This window comes from aff. Roholtiella sp. LEGE 12411, from assembly GCF_015206995.1.
In the GTDB taxonomy this organism is placed as follows: Bacteria; Cyanobacteriota; Cyanobacteriia; order Cyanobacteriales; family Nostocaceae; genus Komarekiella.
The window spans coordinates 17,682-33,671 of sequence record NZ_JADEXR010000025.1 but is presented as its reverse complement, the minus strand read 5'-3'; the positions used below and the strand labels follow the sequence as shown (position 1 = coordinate 33,671).

Annotated in this window: 16 protein-coding genes and 3 pseudogenes; 7 read left to right on the top strand and 12 right to left on the bottom strand. The window is 44.0% G+C overall.

The annotated features are described in order from the left end of the window. The first annotated feature begins 161 nt into the window (after positions 1 to 161). Both IQ246_RS08295 and IQ246_RS08290 read left to right on the top strand, forming a co-directional pair. Positions 162 to 1,607 (top strand): ATP-dependent DNA helicase RecQ, encoded by a 1,446-nt coding sequence (locus tag IQ246_RS08295; protein WP_194001895.1) that lies wholly within the window; start codon positions 162 to 164, stop codon positions 1,605 to 1,607. 101 nt (positions 1,608 to 1,708) lie between these two features. Continuing rightward, positions 1,709 to 1,858 carry a hypothetical protein gene (locus tag IQ246_RS08290; RefSeq protein ID WP_194001893.1) on the top strand — a complete coding sequence of 50 codons (150 nt, stop codon included), beginning with the start codon at positions 1,709 to 1,711 and terminating at the stop codon, positions 1,856 to 1,858. A gap of 59 nt (positions 1,859 to 1,917) precedes the next feature. On the opposite strand, the gene IQ246_RS08285 is transcribed toward IQ246_RS08290, so the two are convergent. The 4 genes from IQ246_RS08285 to pheS form a co-directional block, all read right to left on the bottom strand. Beyond that, entirely contained in the window at positions 1,918 to 2,244 is a 327-nt protein-coding gene (locus IQ246_RS08285; RefSeq protein ID WP_194001891.1) for a DUF4926 domain-containing protein, read from the bottom strand. Continuing rightward, positions 2,244 to 2,573 (bottom strand): DUF6883 domain-containing protein, encoded by a 330-nt coding sequence (locus IQ246_RS08280; RefSeq protein ID WP_194001889.1) that lies wholly within the window; start codon positions 2,571 to 2,573, stop codon positions 2,244 to 2,246. The genes IQ246_RS08285 and IQ246_RS08280 overlap by 1 nt, the downstream gene beginning before the upstream one ends. Positions 2,574 to 2,641: 68 nt before the next feature. Further along, positions 2,642 to 3,235 (bottom strand): Uma2 family endonuclease, encoded by a 594-nt coding sequence (locus IQ246_RS08275; protein ID WP_194001887.1) that lies wholly within the window; start codon positions 3,233 to 3,235, stop codon positions 2,642 to 2,644. A 136-nt stretch (positions 3,236 to 3,371) separates the two neighbouring features. Next, a complete protein-coding gene (gene pheS / locus IQ246_RS08270) occupies positions 3,372 to 4,364 on the bottom strand; it encodes a phenylalanine--tRNA ligase subunit alpha (protein ID WP_194001886.1) in 993 nt (330 codons plus the stop codon). Between the two features lie 300 nt (positions 4,365 to 4,664). Between pheS and surE the strand changes: the two genes are divergently transcribed. From surE to IQ246_RS08245, 5 genes are all read left to right on the top strand, one after another. Further along, complete coding sequence (gene surE / locus IQ246_RS08265) at positions 4,665 to 5,462, top strand: 5'/3'-nucleotidase SurE (protein ID WP_194001884.1); 798 nt, start codon at positions 4,665 to 4,667, stop codon at positions 5,460 to 5,462. A 29-nt stretch (positions 5,463 to 5,491) separates the two neighbouring features. Continuing rightward, entirely contained in the window at positions 5,492 to 5,632 is a 141-nt protein-coding gene (locus tag IQ246_RS08260; RefSeq protein ID WP_244141961.1) for a hypothetical protein, read from the top strand. 269 nt (positions 5,633 to 5,901) lie between these two features. Then, on the top strand, positions 5,902 to 6,798 hold the full coding sequence (locus IQ246_RS08255) for an MBL fold metallo-hydrolase (protein ID WP_194001882.1): 897 nt from the start codon (positions 5,902 to 5,904) through the stop codon (positions 6,796 to 6,798). Between the two features lie 174 nt (positions 6,799 to 6,972). Beyond that, positions 6,973 to 8,115, top strand: coding sequence for a bifunctional riboflavin kinase/FAD synthetase (locus IQ246_RS08250; protein WP_194001880.1), 1,143 nt, complete (start codon positions 6,973 to 6,975; stop codon positions 8,113 to 8,115). A gap of 102 nt (positions 8,116 to 8,217) precedes the next feature. Then, positions 8,218 to 9,126 (top strand): MoxR family ATPase, encoded by a 909-nt coding sequence (locus IQ246_RS08245; protein ID WP_194001932.1) that lies wholly within the window; start codon positions 8,218 to 8,220, stop codon positions 9,124 to 9,126. A 71-nt stretch (positions 9,127 to 9,197) separates the two neighbouring features. On the opposite strand, the pseudogene IQ246_RS08240 reads toward IQ246_RS08245, so the two are convergent. The 8 genes and pseudogenes from IQ246_RS08240 to IQ246_RS30810 all read right to left on the bottom strand — a co-directional run. After that, positions 9,198 to 9,314 (bottom strand): annotated as a pseudogene (locus IQ246_RS08240) (gluconolactonase); the annotation flags it as partial. Between the two features lie 16 nt (positions 9,315 to 9,330). Continuing rightward, complete coding sequence (locus tag IQ246_RS08235; RefSeq protein WP_194001878.1) at positions 9,331 to 9,981, bottom strand: SDR family NAD(P)-dependent oxidoreductase; 651 nt, start codon at positions 9,979 to 9,981, stop codon at positions 9,331 to 9,333. Positions 9,982 to 10,044: 63 nt separating this feature from the next. Continuing rightward, positions 10,045 to 10,830: pseudogene (locus IQ246_RS30215) on the bottom strand (nitrogen regulation protein NR(II)); the annotation flags it as partial. 120 nt (positions 10,831 to 10,950) lie between these two features. After that, positions 10,951 to 11,295 (bottom strand): annotated as a pseudogene (locus IQ246_RS30210) (response regulator); the annotation flags it as partial. 201 nt (positions 11,296 to 11,496) lie between these two features. Beyond that, on the bottom strand, positions 11,497 to 12,531 hold the full coding sequence (locus IQ246_RS08225; protein WP_194001873.1) for a hypothetical protein: 1,035 nt from the start codon (positions 12,529 to 12,531) through the stop codon (positions 11,497 to 11,499). A gap of 110 nt (positions 12,532 to 12,641) precedes the next feature. Continuing rightward, on the bottom strand, positions 12,642 to 14,879 hold the full coding sequence (locus IQ246_RS08220) for a family 1 glycosylhydrolase (RefSeq protein ID WP_194001871.1): 2,238 nt from the start codon (positions 14,877 to 14,879) through the stop codon (positions 12,642 to 12,644). Positions 14,880 to 14,911: 32 nt separating this feature from the next. Next, on the bottom strand, positions 14,912 to 15,742 hold the full coding sequence (locus IQ246_RS08215) for an N-acyl homoserine lactonase family protein (RefSeq protein WP_194001869.1): 831 nt from the start codon (positions 15,740 to 15,742) through the stop codon (positions 14,912 to 14,914). Between the two features lie 124 nt (positions 15,743 to 15,866). Then, on the bottom strand, positions 15,867 to 15,989 hold the full coding sequence (locus IQ246_RS30810; protein WP_255515498.1) for a hypothetical protein: 123 nt from the start codon (positions 15,987 to 15,989) through the stop codon (positions 15,867 to 15,869). Position 15,990 lies beyond the last annotated feature (1 nt).

Sequence of the window (15,990 nt, the reverse complement as noted above, 5' to 3'; positions counted from 1 at the left end):
GACGTTGCAATGCAACGTCTCTCCCAAAATATTTGTTGCAATCATTAATTGAATCGGTATAAGGCGATGAAGGTTGAAGGCAAAGGCATCTGACAAAATTACTGAGCCGAGGAATTGATTCTAGCAGGTATATTCAGAATCATGCCCATCTACAACTGCTTATGAATCAACCCGGTAAAACATCTTGGCAAGAAGTCCACGCAGCCTTTAAAACAATCTGGGGTTATGAAGATTTCCGTCCACCACAGGGAGAAATTATCAGCAGTTTATTGGCACAAAAAGATGCACTGATTATTATGCCTACTGGTGGCGGAAAGTCCATTTGCTTTCAACTTCCCGCACTGCTACAAACAGGATTAACTTTAGTAGTTTCGCCCTTGGTAGCATTAATGGAAAATCAAGTACAGGAACTAATTGAGCATCACCAAAAAGCCGCACTTTTGCATAATGAATTGTCCACATATCAGCGCCGTGTAACACTACAAGCTTTAGAACGTCAACAGCTTAGGTTACTGTACTTATCGCCAGAGACTTTATTAAGTGCGCCAGTATGGGAGAGATTGTGTCATCCTCAGTTGCAAATCAATGGTTTCATCTTGGATGAAGCTCATTGTTTAGTGCAATGGGGTGATACCTTTCGACCAGCTTATCGCAGATTAGGAGCGGTACGGTCTGCATTACTCAAATCAAAACCACCAGGAACAAAAATCAGCATCGCTGCTTTTACTGCTACTGCTGACCCGTTAGCTCAAAAAATAATTTCAACAGTTTTACAATTACAGCAACCAGAGATTTTTTGCTTGAATCCTTACCGTCCTAATCTGCATACTAGCGTCCGCATAGCTTGGACACCACAAGGTAGGAAACAACAATTATTAAAGTTTATTCAAAATAGACCGCAACAATCTGGGTTAGTTTATGTTCGTACCCGGCGAGATAGCGAGAATTTAGCCCAATGGCTAGCAGACATGGGTTATGAAACAGCTAGTTATCATGCGGGATTAGGTGCAGCAGAACGCCGTGCAGTAGAAGCAAGCTGGTTAGGCGGAAAAATGCCCTTTGTAGTCTGTACCTGTGCATTTGGTATGGGGATAAATAAACCAGATGTGCGTTGGGTAATTCACTTTCACGCGCCACATCTGCTGTCTGAATATGTGCAAGAAATTGGTCGGGCTGGACGGGATGGGAAACCAGCCCAGGCGCTGACTTTGGTGAGTGAACCGACGGGGTGGTTAGACCGAGAAGATAAGCAAAGACAGCAGTTTTTTCAAGAACAAATGCGATCGCAACAACAAACAGCGCAGCAACTTGTGAAAAAATTACCAAAACAGGGAGAAATCAATGCAGTGACGCGACAATTTCCCGAAGCTGCGATCGCTTTAGCTTTACTCCATAGCAGCGGTCAGCTAAACTGGCTTGATCCTTTTCATTACAGCATTGGGCAAAAAGCCGGAAATCAGCCACCCACACAATTACACGCTGCAAAACAAATGCATCAATACCTCACTACCAAGCAGTGTCGTTGGCAGTTTTTGTTAAATGCCTTTGGTTTTGACAAAGAAGCAGCTAACCTGCGTTGCGGACATTGCGATAATTGCCGTCAATAAATCAGTCTCCTTTTTCTCTATTGTCTTTAACAAACCTGACATTTATTAAAAATAATCTGATTAATAGTTGACATTGTTGGAGTCTTGATCGCATTACCCTTATGGAATGTGTTGAGGCAATCAATCCAGATATTTTGGCTGAGATCAGCAAATGGGCGAAGAAGGCTACTCTGGATGAAGATGTAAAAAACCTGCGACGTTCTCCACGCCAGAAGGTGAAAGAGATAGACCTTGAGGAGAATCTGCTATGAACAATTACCCTGGTCATTCAGGACTAATTAATAGTTTCACTATAGTGACACTCACAGCTTTAAGCACTCTGATGCTCAGACTCTTCTTTTTGCAAGAGAAAATCGAGATAGTCTTGTAATTGCAACAGCCTCGCTCCAGATAGCTGGCGTAACTTGGCTAAAATCATTTCTTCTTGCTGCCACTGGGCAATGGGGATAATTTGAGATGCTGGTACTTCGATCGTCACATGGGGCAGATCAAACCCTTCCAGACTATACCCGTCCTCTTCACCTTCAGGCATGGGGTAATGTTCCACAATTGTTGCAACATTCCCTCGCTTCAGGTTGTATTCTGGTAAGTCTTGCGCTAAGGCAACTTGGGAGAATAGGGGGTGCTGTACCTTCATTAGTTGGCTCCTTGATCTGGCACTAAGGTGACAAATTTGGTTGTATCGTTTGCAACCATCCAAATGGTCAAGATATTGAGTTCAACGCCATTGATTCCTTGCAGACACGCACGAATGGCATACTTCTGACCATAGCGAGTTGTTTCGATCCCCTCGGCAGGTTGCGTTAAAACTTGAGCGCGTAGATCCCGTTCCAGTTGTTGCCAGTTGTCTAGTGTGTACCCAGCTCTAGCCAGAAATTTAGATTTATCGTCTTTTGGCAACGGCATAAGCAGATACTTAGTTAGCTTTTCTTCTGCGATTTGTGCATCCTGCGATAAAAAGGCCATCGGCTCATAGCATGAATTTTGGGTAGGAATTATTGACTACATTTTACTCTGGGACGTTGGTCGTTTGCCTATCTGAGATATTGCAGTTCTCCAGCATTAAGTACTTGCTCTGCGGTTAGCTGTAATTCCGGGAAGATGGTAGAAACAATTAATGTGTTTCCTACAAATACAGCTTCTTCATAAAACCCATCAACTAATGTCAATACAGTTATCCTGTTCCTTTGGGGGTCAACAATCCAATATTCAGCAATTCCCCTTGCAGCATACTCGGAACGTTTGTAGCGGTAGTCCCGGTTTTCATTAGCTTTGCCAGGAGAAACGACTTCGATAACCAGTGCTGGAGGTGGCATATCCAAAGTAATTGTGGATCTTGTTGAGCCTTGTAAGGCTTTTGCTAGATCATCTGTCAGCACAACAAGGTCAGGAACACGAGTTGTCGCACGAGAACCAGCAACAACAATTTCAGCTTTGTTACTCAACCGATTGATGGGGACAAACCTAAGCAAATTGACTAGCAAAAACAGAGATATCTGAACATTTTTTGGGCTTTCAGGTGGCATTGCAATTAATTCCCCTGCCACCAGTTCATACTGGCTATCACTGCCATCTTCATACTTCAAATATTCCTCAAGCGTTAGATGTTTGCCAGTGATTGCAGTCATATCGCTTCAACGCAAGTTAGGTACTATATAGTTTACCAAATTTATTCTGGTACAATTTCGTTGACTATTAAAACAATGAACAGTTATCAGTGAAGTTGATAACTGTTCATTAATAACTGATTGACCTTGTAATTGCCTAAAACTGCTGCAAAAACCGCAAATCGCTAGCGTATAAGCGGCGAATATCGTCGATTTGGTGTAACACCATCGCAAAACGTTCTACACCAAAACCGGCGGCAAACCCGGTATAAACTTCTGGGTCGTAACCCACAGACTTAAGTACATTTGGATCGACCATACCGCAGCCCATCACCTCCAGCCAGCGATCATTCCACTGCAAATCCACCTCAGCCGAGGGTTCAGTAAAAGGGAAATAACTGGCACGGAAACGAATTGGCAGGTCGCCAAATACTGCTTGCAAAAATACCTTAATTGTGCCCTTGAGGTCTGTAAAAGTTAGTCCCTCGTCAATTGCTAAAAGTTCTATTTGATGAAAAACCGCTGAGTGAGTGGCGTCTACATTATCTCGCCGATAAACTCGCCCTGGAGCAACAACCCTAATGGGTGGTTCCTCTCTTTCCATGTAACGAATTTGTACTGACGAGGTATGAGTACGTAGCAGATTCCCATCTGGTAGGTAGAAAGTATCCTGCATATCACGGGCGGGGTGGTCAGGCGGGGTATTGAGAGCCTCGAAATTATAATAATCTGTTTCCATTTCTGGCCCTTGAACCACCGTATAGCCCATACCGACAAAGATATCCAGCGCCCGGTCAATAATGCCATTCAAGGGATGGATGCGACCTTGAGGGCGGTAAATTCCCGGCATAGTCACATCTAAAGTTTCAGCCTCTAGCTGTGCTTCGATTTGCACGGTTTCCAGAGCGGTGCGTTGCTGGTCTAAACTGGTTTGTAGAGACTCTTTGACTGTATTGGCGATCGCCCCAATTTTCGGTCGTTCCTCTGCACTCATTTGCCCCATACTTCGCAACAGTGCCCCCAGTTGCCCCTTTTTGCCCAGATAGCTAACTCTTAGTTCTTCTAGGCGTTCTAGGGTATCGGCGGCTGCGATCGCTTTTTCTCCTTCCTGCCGCAGTGCTAAAAGTTGAGCCTCTAAATTGCTAGTCATTGGTTAATTAGTCATTAGTCATTAGTCATTAGTCTATAGTTCAAAGCTCAAGACTGCTCAACAAATCATCTGAGCATTGTGCCATTGCTGAAATCAAAGGTAAGGGTCGAAGGTAGACTTAGTTAATTGAATGTATGTATATTTTATATTTTTTGTTCTAAACTTGTGACCCAAGACAATTGACAAATGACCAATGACCAATGACAAAGAGAGAAGTCTGTAGCAAGATCCGGCAGGGAACGTCTAAAAGCGAATCGGCGAACAGAACTTCCAAGACAAATGACCAATGACAAACGACTTATGAAATTACTTATTAGCAATGATGATGGCATTTCGGCCCTAGGTATTCGTACTCTAGCTAACTGTTTGGCAGAAGCTGGTCATGATGTCAGCGTAGTTTGCCCAGATCGAGAGCGATCAGCAACTGGACATGGACTAACTATGCACCAACCCATCCGCGCCGAAATGGTCGATGCACTTTTTCATCCTGCTGTCAATGCCTGGGCTTGTGATGGTACTCCTTCAGACTGTGTGAAATTGGCACTGTGGGCTTTGCTAGAGTCGCCCCCCGACTTGGTTCTCTCTGGCATTAATCAAGGTGCGAATTTGGGAACGGAAATTCTCTATTCCGGTACAGTTTCTGCGGCAATGGAAGGTCTAATTGAAGGCATTCCCAGTGTGGCGCTGAGTCTTATCAGTCACACCTCTAAGGACTTTCAACCTGCGGCTAATTTTGCCAAAATTTTAGTGGAGCAATTAGCACAAAAACCCCTAGAAGATTTGATGTTGCTCAACGTCAATATTCCTGCTGTTAAGTGGGAAGAAATTGCCGGAGTCACTCTCACCCGTCAGGGAGTACGGCGCTACATTGATGTGTTTGATAAGCGAGTCGATCCCCGTGGAAAAACGTATTACTGGTTAACAGGAGAAGTAATTGAAGATGTGGAACCCCCATCAGGGTTAAATTTGCCTAAATACATACCCTTAGATGTGCATGTTGTCCGTAAAAACCACATCAGTATAACGCCGTTACAGTACAATCTCACCTATGCAACCGGACTGGATAAATTGTCTGAGTGGGAATTTAAGTTTCCCTGAATCATTTTATCTATGGGCAACGATTTAGGATGGAACGTCTATTGAGGAAGAAAGTTGATGGTATCTGCGTCCATGTTGTCGGTAAAATGACCAGTCATACTCTGCGTATTTTTTTGCGTCAGCGTTTTGGTATTGATGTTATTACTTTTGAACAGCATCCTGTGGCTTAATTCACATAAGGCGTATAGTTAAATGCATCACAGGAAAATGTAGGCTATAAAGTAGGAGCACTCTTAAAATAACTGATATACATACGTGTTTAAATCTTGGTAATTGTGCTTTGTAATACCTTGATTAGGTTACAAAACCAGCTAATAACAGAGTATGCTGTTTTACCAATAAATCACTCTCTGCTAAAACCAATGAGACACCATAAACTTAGACCAAATAAGTAACATTTTTTTGATTGATCGCCCGCTCAGTCCAGCAAGCAACACCCATGTCTAGGATAGAGAACCAATTTACTGTGCAATTTTGGGGCGTTCGCGGCAGCATCCCCAGTCCAGGGCCACACACCGTCCGTTACGGTGGTAATACCCCTTGCGTTGAGATGCAAGTGGGTGGTAAACGCTTAATCTTCGATGCTGGTACAGGACTACATGTTTTGGGGCAATCTTTGTTGCGCCAAATGCCAATAGAAGCTCATATATTTTTCACCCACTCGCATTGGGATCACATGCAGGGTTTTCCCTTTTTTAGTCCAGGATTTGTCAAAGGGAATAACTTTCATATCTACGGCGCGATCGCTCCGGATAGTTCAACCATAGAACAACGCCTAAATGACCAAATGCTCCACCCGAATTTTCCCGTACCCTTGCAGATTATGCAAGCCAATTTGAATTTCTACGATATTCAACCAGGGCAACCAATACTTATTGATGACATTACCGTAGAAACATCACCTTTAAACCATCCGGGTGAAGCTGTAGGATACCGAGTAAACTGGTTAGGCGGTGCTGCTGTTTACATTACCGATACGGAACATTATCCCGACCGACTCGATGACAACGTTCTGTGGTTATCTCGGAATGCCGACATCCTAATCTACGATTCCACCTATACTGATGACGAATACCATTGTCCAAAATCCCCAAAAATTGGCTGGGGACATTCCACCTGGCAAGAAGCTGTAAAAGTAGCAAAAGCTGCTAACGTCAAAACTTTGGTGATTTATCATCACGACCCTGCACATAATGACGACTTTTTGGATAATGTTGGGGAACAAGCAGCAGTGAAATTTCCTGGTGCAATTATGGCACGCGAAGGAATGGTACTTCAGGTTCCCGTCTCAGTTCCCTTATCAGAATCTTTTCCTGTCAGCAAGTTTTCAGCTTAACGGTTGCAGTCGAAGCAATTGTAGATTTTAGATTAGATTGGTGATCAAGAGCTTTCAGCACGGGAGCGTACCTGTTGGGTACACGGCAACAATCGGAGGACACGCTTTAAGGCGGTTTACCATAGAGTAGCTTACTGCTGATAGCTAAAATAAACCTAAAATCCCAGAATCCACGTGCTAAATCTGTCTCAAAATGGGTGTTCTGTGTGGGTTGCTTCTTCGACCGAATTGGCTCTAACACCAACCACTGTTGCTCTTGGCAAATTTGACGGTGTCCATCTTGGTCATCAAAGAGTAATTCAACCAGTTTTGCAGCAAGCAAGGAGACAAGAGGGAGGGCGAGAGTGGGATAGACAAACAGAGGGAGAGAGGGAGATTGGAAAAGAAAGTCATTCTTCATCTTTCCCCCCATCCTCTCATCCCCCCTCTTCTGCACCTCTAGCATCACCAAACGAACGTATCCACTCGACAGTTGTCACCTTTGATCCCCATCCACAGGAGTTTTTTACAGGGAAACCTCGGACTTTGTTAACGCCACTGGATGAAAAAGTTGAACAACTGCGATCGCTTGGGGTAGAACAATTAGTCCTGCTGCCTTTTGACAAAGAATTATCTGCTTTGACCCCCGAAGAGTTCGTGGAAAAAATTCTCGTACAGCAACTGCGATGTCAAAAAATTAGCATCGGGGAAGATTTTTGTTTTGGCGAAAAGCGCAGTGGCACTGCTAAAGATTTGCAATTACTCGCTGCCAAGTACAGTATTCCAGTTACCATCGTCCCTTTACAAACTTATACAGGCGTACCACCAGAAAGTACGGATGTTAACATTGATCCAACACCGCAAGCGCGTATTAGCACTTCACTGATTCGCCAAACACTTGAGCACGGCGACATTGAAAATGCAAATCTCCTACTAGGACGTCCCTACACCCTAAGTGGTGTTGTTGTTCAAGGCCAACAACTGGGCAGAACTATTGGCTTTCCCACCGCCAATCTCCAACTCCCAAAAGAAAAGTTTTTACCTCGCCAAGGGGTTTATGCAGTCCGCGTTTTCATACATAGTGAAACGCCAAATACTTCTCCTATTCAGAGCTTGGGTGTAATGAATATCGGCAACCGCCCAACTGTAAATGGTACTTATTCATCTGCGGAAGTACATTTGTTTGAGTGGTCTGGTGACTTATATGGCAAAAAGCTGGTTGTGCAACTAGCAAAATTTTTACGCCCTGAACAAAAATTTCCTTCTTTAGAAGCCCTGAAAACACAAATTCAACTTGATTGCATTGCTGCTAGAGAAGTTTTGAGTATTGAGTGCTGAGTGGGAACAATAAATCGGGCATGGAGCATAGGGCATAGTCAAAAATTACTGACAATGCCCAATTCCCAATTCCCCAATCCCAATTCCCCAATCCCACAGTACATGAGAGAAAAAATTGACGCTCTAACACAAAATCTGGCTTATACCATCGTTGGCAAAACCGAGGCTATACGCTTAGTGCTAGTCGCTCTATTAGGCGGTGGTCATGCCCTGCTAGAGGATGTTCCTGGCGTTGGCAAAACTCTGCTCGCAAAATCCCTAGCTCGTTCCATAGATGGCAAATTTCAACGCTTACAATGCACCCCTGATTTATTGCCAACTGACATCACTGGTACCAACATCTGGAACCCAAAAAGCGGCGAATTTACTTTTCTTTCTGGGCCAATATTTGCCAATGTGTTGCTAGCCGACGAAATCAACCGGGCTACACCCCGCACTCAGTCAGCTTTACTGGAAGTCATGGAGGAGCATCAGGTAACAGTCGATGGTGTCTCCCGTGCTGTTCCCCAACCCTTCTTTGTCATTGCCACCCAAAACCCTATTGAGTATCAAGGTACTTTTCCCCTGCCAGAAGCGCAAATGGATCGATTTATGTTGTCGTTAAGTTTGGGCTATCCTTCTGAGGCAGAAGAATTCCAGATGCTGCAAAGCCTTCAAAAGGGTGTTAAGGTTGCTGATTTGCAACCTTGTATTACTTTGACAGAGGTACAAGAATTACGTGACATTTGTTCTCAGGTAAGAGTAGCAGCCTCCTTGCAAAAGTACATCCTCGAATTGGTGAGGGCAACACGACAAGACGAAGAAATTGCCCTTGGTGCTAGTCCACGCGGCACATTAGGATTACAACGAGCTACCCAAGCGCTAGCTTTTCTGCTAGGACGTGATTATGCAATTCCCGATGATGTAAAATTTCTTGCTCCTCACGTTCTTTGTCATCGCCTCATCCCTAGGGGAGGACGCAGTTCTCGAACTGTTGTTGAGCGATTATTGCGATCAATTTCTATTCCTTAAAGGAGGTAAGCCGCGGAACAAGGGTGTAAAGAAAGTATTCAAAAGATTAATTAACACGTACAAAAATGACTAGCGATCGCCAAATTTTCTAGAAAGGTATTGGCTGGAAACGAAGCAATGACTTGGGCAGATGCCAATTGAATCGGCGTATCTGCATAAATTGGGGGTAATCCGGCTGAAATCTCCATCTGGCTGCGACTCCTACTAATACACCACTTCTGTTTCAGAATCTTGAGTAGTATGAAATTCCCAGTATTTATCTGCAATGCGATCGGGACTGTATTTGGGGTCTGCCGCGTCCACTGTACCGCAAATTGTGATTGTTCCCACCCGAATATTTGGACTTTTTAAAGCACCTGCAAGCGTGTTAGCCAAACTGCGAATACCAGCTTTACCAATAGAGAGCGAGGCAAAATCAGGACTGGGATACAAAGCAAATCCACCGCCAGTCAACAGAATTGTTCCCTTACCCTGTGCTTGCATTGCTGGGATAACGGCTTGGGCTGCTACTAATGCGCCAGCAATATTCACCTTAAAATCATTGACTAGTGTCTCAAAAGATGTATTCAGAACATTTTCCATTCTTGGAACCGCCGCATTGTAAACAAGCACATCTGGATTTCCCAACTGCTCTTGAATAGAGGCAAATGCTGATTTTAAAGAAGCTTCATCACCCGCATCAGCCACAAAGTCATATACTTCATAGCCTGACCCTTGCAACTGCTCTCGATACTCCTGTAACTTACTTTGGTTGCGAGCAATCATGGCGATCGCAAAACCTTCTTTAGCAAAACGACGGGCGATCGCTAATCCATTACCTTCACCCATTCCCACGATGATTAGTAAAGAAGTCATAATTATTTGTTCCTAATCCATAGTGATAATTGCTAAAGTTTACAGCATTGCTTCTGCGTCATTGGCTGGCAAGTAAACTTGAAACTGGCTACCTTTACCTACCTCGCTATACACTTTGACAAAACCACCGTGGTTTTTGATGATATTAACAACAATAGAAAGCCCTAATCCCGTACCTTGGCTCGTATCTTTGGTTGTAAAAAACGGTTGAAAAATTTGCTCTAACAACTCTTGTGGTATACCGCATCCTGTGTCCGAAACGGTTATGAGCACGTAATCACCCACTTCTGCCTCCAAATTCCGCCCGACACAGTTTTGATCACAAAATAGATTTTCAGCAGAAATAGTTAGTGTGCCCCCCTGTGGCATGGCATCACGAGCATTTACACACAGATTCATCAATACCTGATGTAATTGGGTAGAGTCTGCCGAAACCATCCAAATATCTTGCGCTGGTATATTAGTGCGGATTTCAATTGATTTTGGAAACGTATTTTTGGCAGTCTGCTCAATTTCCTTAAGCAAATATTTTATTTGTAAAGGAACTCGCTTTCCTTGCGCTCCCCGTGCATAAGACAGAATTTGTTTGACCAGTTCAACACCGCGTTTAGAGTTATCCTCTAATATTGTCAGTAGTTGCCGATTCTGCTCATTACAATTGGGCAGATGAAGTGGCAGCAGTTGAGCAATTATCAGAATCGGCGTCAGTACGTTATTCAAATCATGTGCAATCGCACTTGCTATAATACCAAGGCTCTCTAGCCGTTGTGCCCTAGAAAACTGGGCTGAAAGTTGTTTTTTCTCAGTTAGGTCAGTATCAACAGTGAAAATAGATTTATGGCTGTTCTCCACTACGCCAAAGAATTCCCGTGGATGTGAACATACCTCATCTTTTAGCGGCTTGCTCACACTTTCCAGTATATTTTGGATAGCAAGACGAAGGCTTTGTGACGTAGTATCTCTTTTAACCAAGTAGTCAGCAGCACCACTTTTCATCGCCTGTACTGCTATCTGTTCATTTCCCTGACCAGTTAGCATTATGACTGGAAGGTTTGTTTTACCAAACTGAGTCTTCAGCTGACTTAAAATTTCTAGCCCATCCATATCTGGTAGCAGATAATCAAGCAAAATTACGTCCGGAATTTGTTGGCAACAAAATAACAGCGCCTCTTCTCCGGTTTCTGCCTCTAAAATATTGTAGGTGCGTTGCTTATCCCCCAGCAAGTAGCGTCGATAAGTTTCCCGGTCTTCTAAGCAGTCGTCGGCAAATAGAAGTTTTGGTGTAATTATTGCCACACAGCCCTCGATCAACATTTATAATATCTGCTCCCTTAATTTCAGATATCACATTGGGTGGATAAACGCAAGAATTTCACCAGTTCAAAACTTTTGAGTGGAAATCCAAGCTCTAATCCTGATCTAGCCGTAAAACTTTTTTTACATCCACTGCTATCCAAAATTCCAAGGGAGTAGCTTCTTTAGTATCTAGTACAAAACCGATTGGTTCAGAAGATGTCATTTATGATCTCCCAAAGATGCCAGAAATGATTGCAGCCGTCGCTTAATTAGTATTGCATTACCCATTCTTCTTCCTAATTCCCGTTCTAAAGCGCTAACGGGTGCGAGATTTTGTGATGCGCGGGGATCTTGTGATGGATGGGAAGCGTAATGGGGAATTAAATAACAAGTTTGATTAGCTATTTCTTTAGCTGTTTCTAAAGATATTTCGCTAGATAATTCCAGTCGCACAATCCCATGTAAGCCTTGGTTCCCAAGTATTTCTGAACTAACTTGAGAAGTACCAGATTTTAAATACCATGAATAACGGGGGCGATTTTTTTCTGCAATTAAGAAAATAGGCGATCGCTCTCCCGGTGCTAACTCCCATAACAATGCAGCATATTTTTCACTTAAGTAATTTTTGTGCATTGTTTTCACATAACCCAAAAGAAAATCAGGCGAGTTATAAGACAATCGCCCATCCCGAATCACTAAAGTATCCAGATCTTTTGCCATCTGTTTGGTTACTAACTGTTCTTCTGCGGCTAGCATGGCATTTTGGACAATTAAGCCTCGGACTTCGGGAGTATTATCTTGACTAGGTTTAACTGGTTCATAGACTAATTCTGCTTTGCTTCCCAAAAAACAAGGAATGCGAGTTAAGACAGCTTCTTGTTCACCGCCAAAACCTAAAACTCGGCGAATACTGATTTGAGAGCAACTAGCTTGGGGCACAGAGCGATCTAATACTACAGCACCTACAGCGATCGTACCGAAAATACCGTAAAAAATTGTGTTGCCATTGCCACCCACAAGCGCAGCGTCTAGCCGACGACGCCCATCGATAAAGATAAGCCGATTAGGTAGCGATCGCGCCTGGGGAGATTGAAAACAGTCCCAATTTTCAGTTTCTACTGTAGGGTTAACATCACTTTCACACAGGAAAAGCTCTTCGCTGATTTGAATTGGTGGCTCGTAGTCATTCCCCCAAGGCTCCAAGCGAAAATTATGCGATCGCCAAAAGTTACTTACATAATTGTCTCTAGGCATTACTTTGAGTTCTATTTAGCAAATATCAGGTTCTTAACACACTGATAAGAATACCAATAATTGCCGAACTTAAAGATTGTTTTTGTGTGAGTCGCATTGATTTATACAATTCAAACACCACCTTTTTGAATAATTTCCCGGTACGCAGTTGCAGCCAGAGTCGCTTGGCGCTTTAATTCTGGGTCATTATCTAGGTCAACATGATATAGACCAAAATCGCTATCCGGGCCAAACTTCAGACCCCATTCACGGTTAGAAGTAATACACCAAGAAACATAGCCCACCACATTTACACCGTCGTGACGAGCGCGTTGCACTTGCTGGATATGCTGGCCAATGTATTCCTCGCGTTTGACAACTTTATCAGCTACATCAACACAGCCGTTCTCAACAATGAAAATCTCCTTACCGGGAAATAATTGGCTGTGGAACTTGAGCATATCGTAGAGTATGCCAGGCCAGACTGGTGCATTACCGAAACGCCCGAAAGCTGCATCCATCAACTGCTGAATGCGGTTAAGTCGTAAATTGCTGATGCCCCAATAGTAGTCAAACCCGACAAAATCTTGCTGATCGACGCATTCTTGAGGACAGAGGAATGTTGGCAGTTTTCCAGCCATGCCAAGATGCCACCAGTTACTTGTCAGTGATGTTGAGAGAGCGCCGAAAATCTTCAAGATGGGATCAAACAATCTTACAACAGAGCGCAGTACAGGCAAGCGTTCCTGAGTAGCAACGGCTTGAAATTTAACTTTGCTAGGATCACCGAAAATTTGCTTTGCTAAAGCACGAGCTAGATCGATTTCTAAGCCGCTGAATTCACCTGTTTCTGGGTTGCGATAGCCAAACCCAGGAACATTATCTTTAACGGCAACAATTAAATAACCCCGGTCTTGAATCCGACGCAGTAGAGGTTTGGGCAGGGGTTTGTTAGGCGCTGGGGGTTGCTCCTCTCCTTGATGTGTGATGTCAGCTAGGGTTGAGCGTCTGCCTAGGCGGGGCGGTTCTGGCACTGGTTGATCGGGGAAGTAGCGAGCATAACTGGTAGCCCAAGCACCGGATTCTTTGAAGTTTCGCACTGCTATGTCTACAGCATTGAGCAACTCGCGATCGCCTTTAACTACAGCAGCCGCATAATTTTCTTCAGTTAGCCCTTCACCATTTTTACCAACGAGCCGATATTGCCCCGGAAACTGCTGTGCGATTCCTAACAAAATGCTGTCATCAGCGAGGATGGCGCTGATTTGCTCGTAATCCAACGCTCTGAGAGCATCAGCATGATTCTCTACTACTTGGATATTGGCTGCGGGAAATAGTTGATATACAGTAGATTCGGCGGTAGTGCTTTTAACCACTGCTATAGGTTTGCCATCGACATCTTCGAGTCGCTGAATTGGATTTGCTGACTTCACCAGTAAAAATTGACCTGCTTGATAGTATGCCTCGGAGAAAGCCACTTGCTGTTGTCGCTCCTGCGTTACAGTCAAGGTAGCAATCACTACATCTACCTGGCCTTTTTCCAGCAAAGCCCGCTCACTGAAACGTTTTCCTTGAGCAACGAAGTCTTCAGGACTGCGGAGATTCATGACGTTGCGATCCACCAGTTTTTGCAACCATAAGGGTAGACCCAACAACATGGGGTTTGCTCCTACTTGAGCATCTGGGTTGACTTGCTTGAGAATAGTTCTAGCATTAGTATGTGCTATGAACAAATTTCGCATCAGTTTGCGGACTGCGGTCATCTGGTCGGCGATGGTTGCGCCTCGATCTAAACCGGGTGGCATAAAATAAGCTCTCTCCCACCAAGGTTTGACATAGCCATAAATGAGTTGACTGGGTTCGTTAAAGCTAATCCAGTAGCGCACTAAGGGGCCCAAACGCTGAGCAACTTCTTTGGCATAAGTGGCGAAAATGGATGGGAAATCTGGGGAAATTAAACCCCCCCGTTCTTCAACATGGATGGGATGGGTGAAGTGATGCAGAGTGGCCATAGGTTCCATACCATGCGATCGAATAGTTTCAATCACTTGGCGATAGTGTTCAAAGGCTTCCTCATTAAACTGACCAGGTTTAGGTTCTACCCGCGACCAGGCGATAGAAAAACGGAACATCTTGCAACCAAGAGACTTGGCTAAGGCTATATCTTCGGCGTAGCGATGCCAAAAGTCAGTTGCTTGACCCCTAATTGTCAGGGCGCGACGACGCTCCCACACATCCCGAATGTCTTCATAGCGGGAGTCATAAGCTTCGCATTGATGGTCAGCTGTAGCAACACCAAACATGAATGAATCTGGTAAAGGTGAGAAGCGAGCTTTGTCGGTAAGTGGCTTTGTTTGTGCGTCTGACATAGAAATAACTCCTTTAGAAATAATCAAAGTAATTAGACTGAAATAATGGTTCGCTCTGCTAACCTGTGAGCAGCATCAGGGTCGTGACTCGGAAGATAGACTGTAGGAAATTCCTGTATGTACTGCAAAATCAGCTTTAGTGTCTGGCGAGATTTTTCTTCATCTTGAGCAACACCGTCAACAATCTGATCCAACATTAGTTGCTGAGTGTAAGAAGCATCACCAGCAAAAAATAAAGATAGTCCGTCAGCTTGTACCAAAACAGACAAGTGCCCCCCAGTATGACCTTCTGTAGGAATTAACCTGACATCTCCAGCTTTTGTCAGCGGGTAACTCTCTAAAAAAGGCCCAATTGGCTGAGATTCATACTCGATTAGGTGAGGGTTTAACCACTCTGGCCAACGCTGAGTTAAATAACCTCTTAGCTGTCCGCGCCAACCACCAGTTAGTTCATACTCTCTACGAGAAATAATAATTTCGGCGTTAGGAAAATGGTGCAGACCGCCTATATGGTCTGTGTGTAGATGAGTGAGAATTACCCAACGTACATCATTTGGTTCTATGCCCAAAGCTCGTAACCGAAAATTCACCTCGTCTTCAGGTTGCAAACATGGTTTGATACTCAGCTGAAAATAAGGGTTCCACCAAGGGAAGTAACCCGGTTCTATGGTGCGTGCAGTTTCGCCTGTATCGATTAAGATAATGCCTTCTGGATGCTCAATTGCCCAGCTATAAATGGGTAAAGGCTCAGCCCAGTTGCGGTCAAGAATCGTGTTTACCAGACGCATAGCACCATGACCTTTGCCATAGCACTGACAAGTTTTGATGGTTACAAGTCCGCTCTGAACAGCGTGAATACGCATTTTTATACCTTGGTATGACAGTTATTAGTGCCGCTATGCGGAATTCATAATGGGCTGCGCTAACGGACTTTTTAATGGGCTACGCCCCACTGCGCCAACGTTTCATTGATTGGGAATGGATAGTTTATTGACGCTGTGTTGTACGAGAGTTTGAGAGATATTTTGCGTAAGTCCTGCCATAGAAAATTGCGATCGCCAAAAGTGATACTACTAAAACGATGACAATTAACCGAATAAAGATATTCACT

Bases quoted from the DNA above. Each gene is read 5' to 3' on its own strand.
- IQ246_RS08295 (WP_194001895.1), top strand. From the start codon at position 162: ATGAATCAACCCGGTAAAACATCTTGGCAAGAAGTCCACGCAGCCTTT.
- IQ246_RS08290 (WP_194001893.1), top strand. From the start codon at position 1,709: ATGGAATGTGTTGAGGCAATCAATCCAGATATTTTGGCTGAGATCAGC.
- IQ246_RS08285 (WP_194001891.1), bottom strand. From the start codon at position 2,244: ATGAAGGTACAGCACCCCCTATTCTCCCAAGTTGCCTTAGCGCAAGAC.
- IQ246_RS08280 (WP_194001889.1), bottom strand. From the start codon at position 2,573: ATGGCCTTTTTATCGCAGGATGCACAAATCGCAGAAGAAAAGCTAACT.
- IQ246_RS08275 (WP_194001887.1), bottom strand. From the start codon at position 3,235: ATGACTGCAATCACTGGCAAACATCTAACGCTTGAGGAATATTTGAAG.
- pheS (WP_194001886.1), bottom strand. From the start codon at position 4,364: ATGACTAGCAATTTAGAGGCTCAACTTTTAGCACTGCGGCAGGAAGGA.
- surE (WP_194001884.1), top strand. From the start codon at position 4,665: ATGAAATTACTTATTAGCAATGATGATGGCATTTCGGCCCTAGGTATT.
- IQ246_RS08260 (WP_244141961.1), top strand. From the start codon at position 5,492: ATGGAACGTCTATTGAGGAAGAAAGTTGATGGTATCTGCGTCCATGTT.
- IQ246_RS08255 (WP_194001882.1), top strand. From the start codon at position 5,902: ATGTCTAGGATAGAGAACCAATTTACTGTGCAATTTTGGGGCGTTCGC.
- IQ246_RS08245 (WP_194001932.1), top strand. From the start codon at position 8,218: ATGAGAGAAAAAATTGACGCTCTAACACAAAATCTGGCTTATACCATC.
- IQ246_RS08235 (WP_194001878.1), bottom strand. From the start codon at position 9,981: ATGACTTCTTTACTAATCATCGTGGGAATGGGTGAAGGTAATGGATTA.
- IQ246_RS08225 (WP_194001873.1), bottom strand. From the start codon at position 12,531: ATGCCTAGAGACAATTATGTAAGTAACTTTTGGCGATCGCATAATTTT.
- IQ246_RS08220 (WP_194001871.1), bottom strand. From the start codon at position 14,879: ATGTCAGACGCACAAACAAAGCCACTTACCGACAAAGCTCGCTTCTCA.
- IQ246_RS08215 (WP_194001869.1), bottom strand. From the start codon at position 15,742: ATGCGTATTCACGCTGTTCAGAGCGGACTTGTAACCATCAAAACTTGT.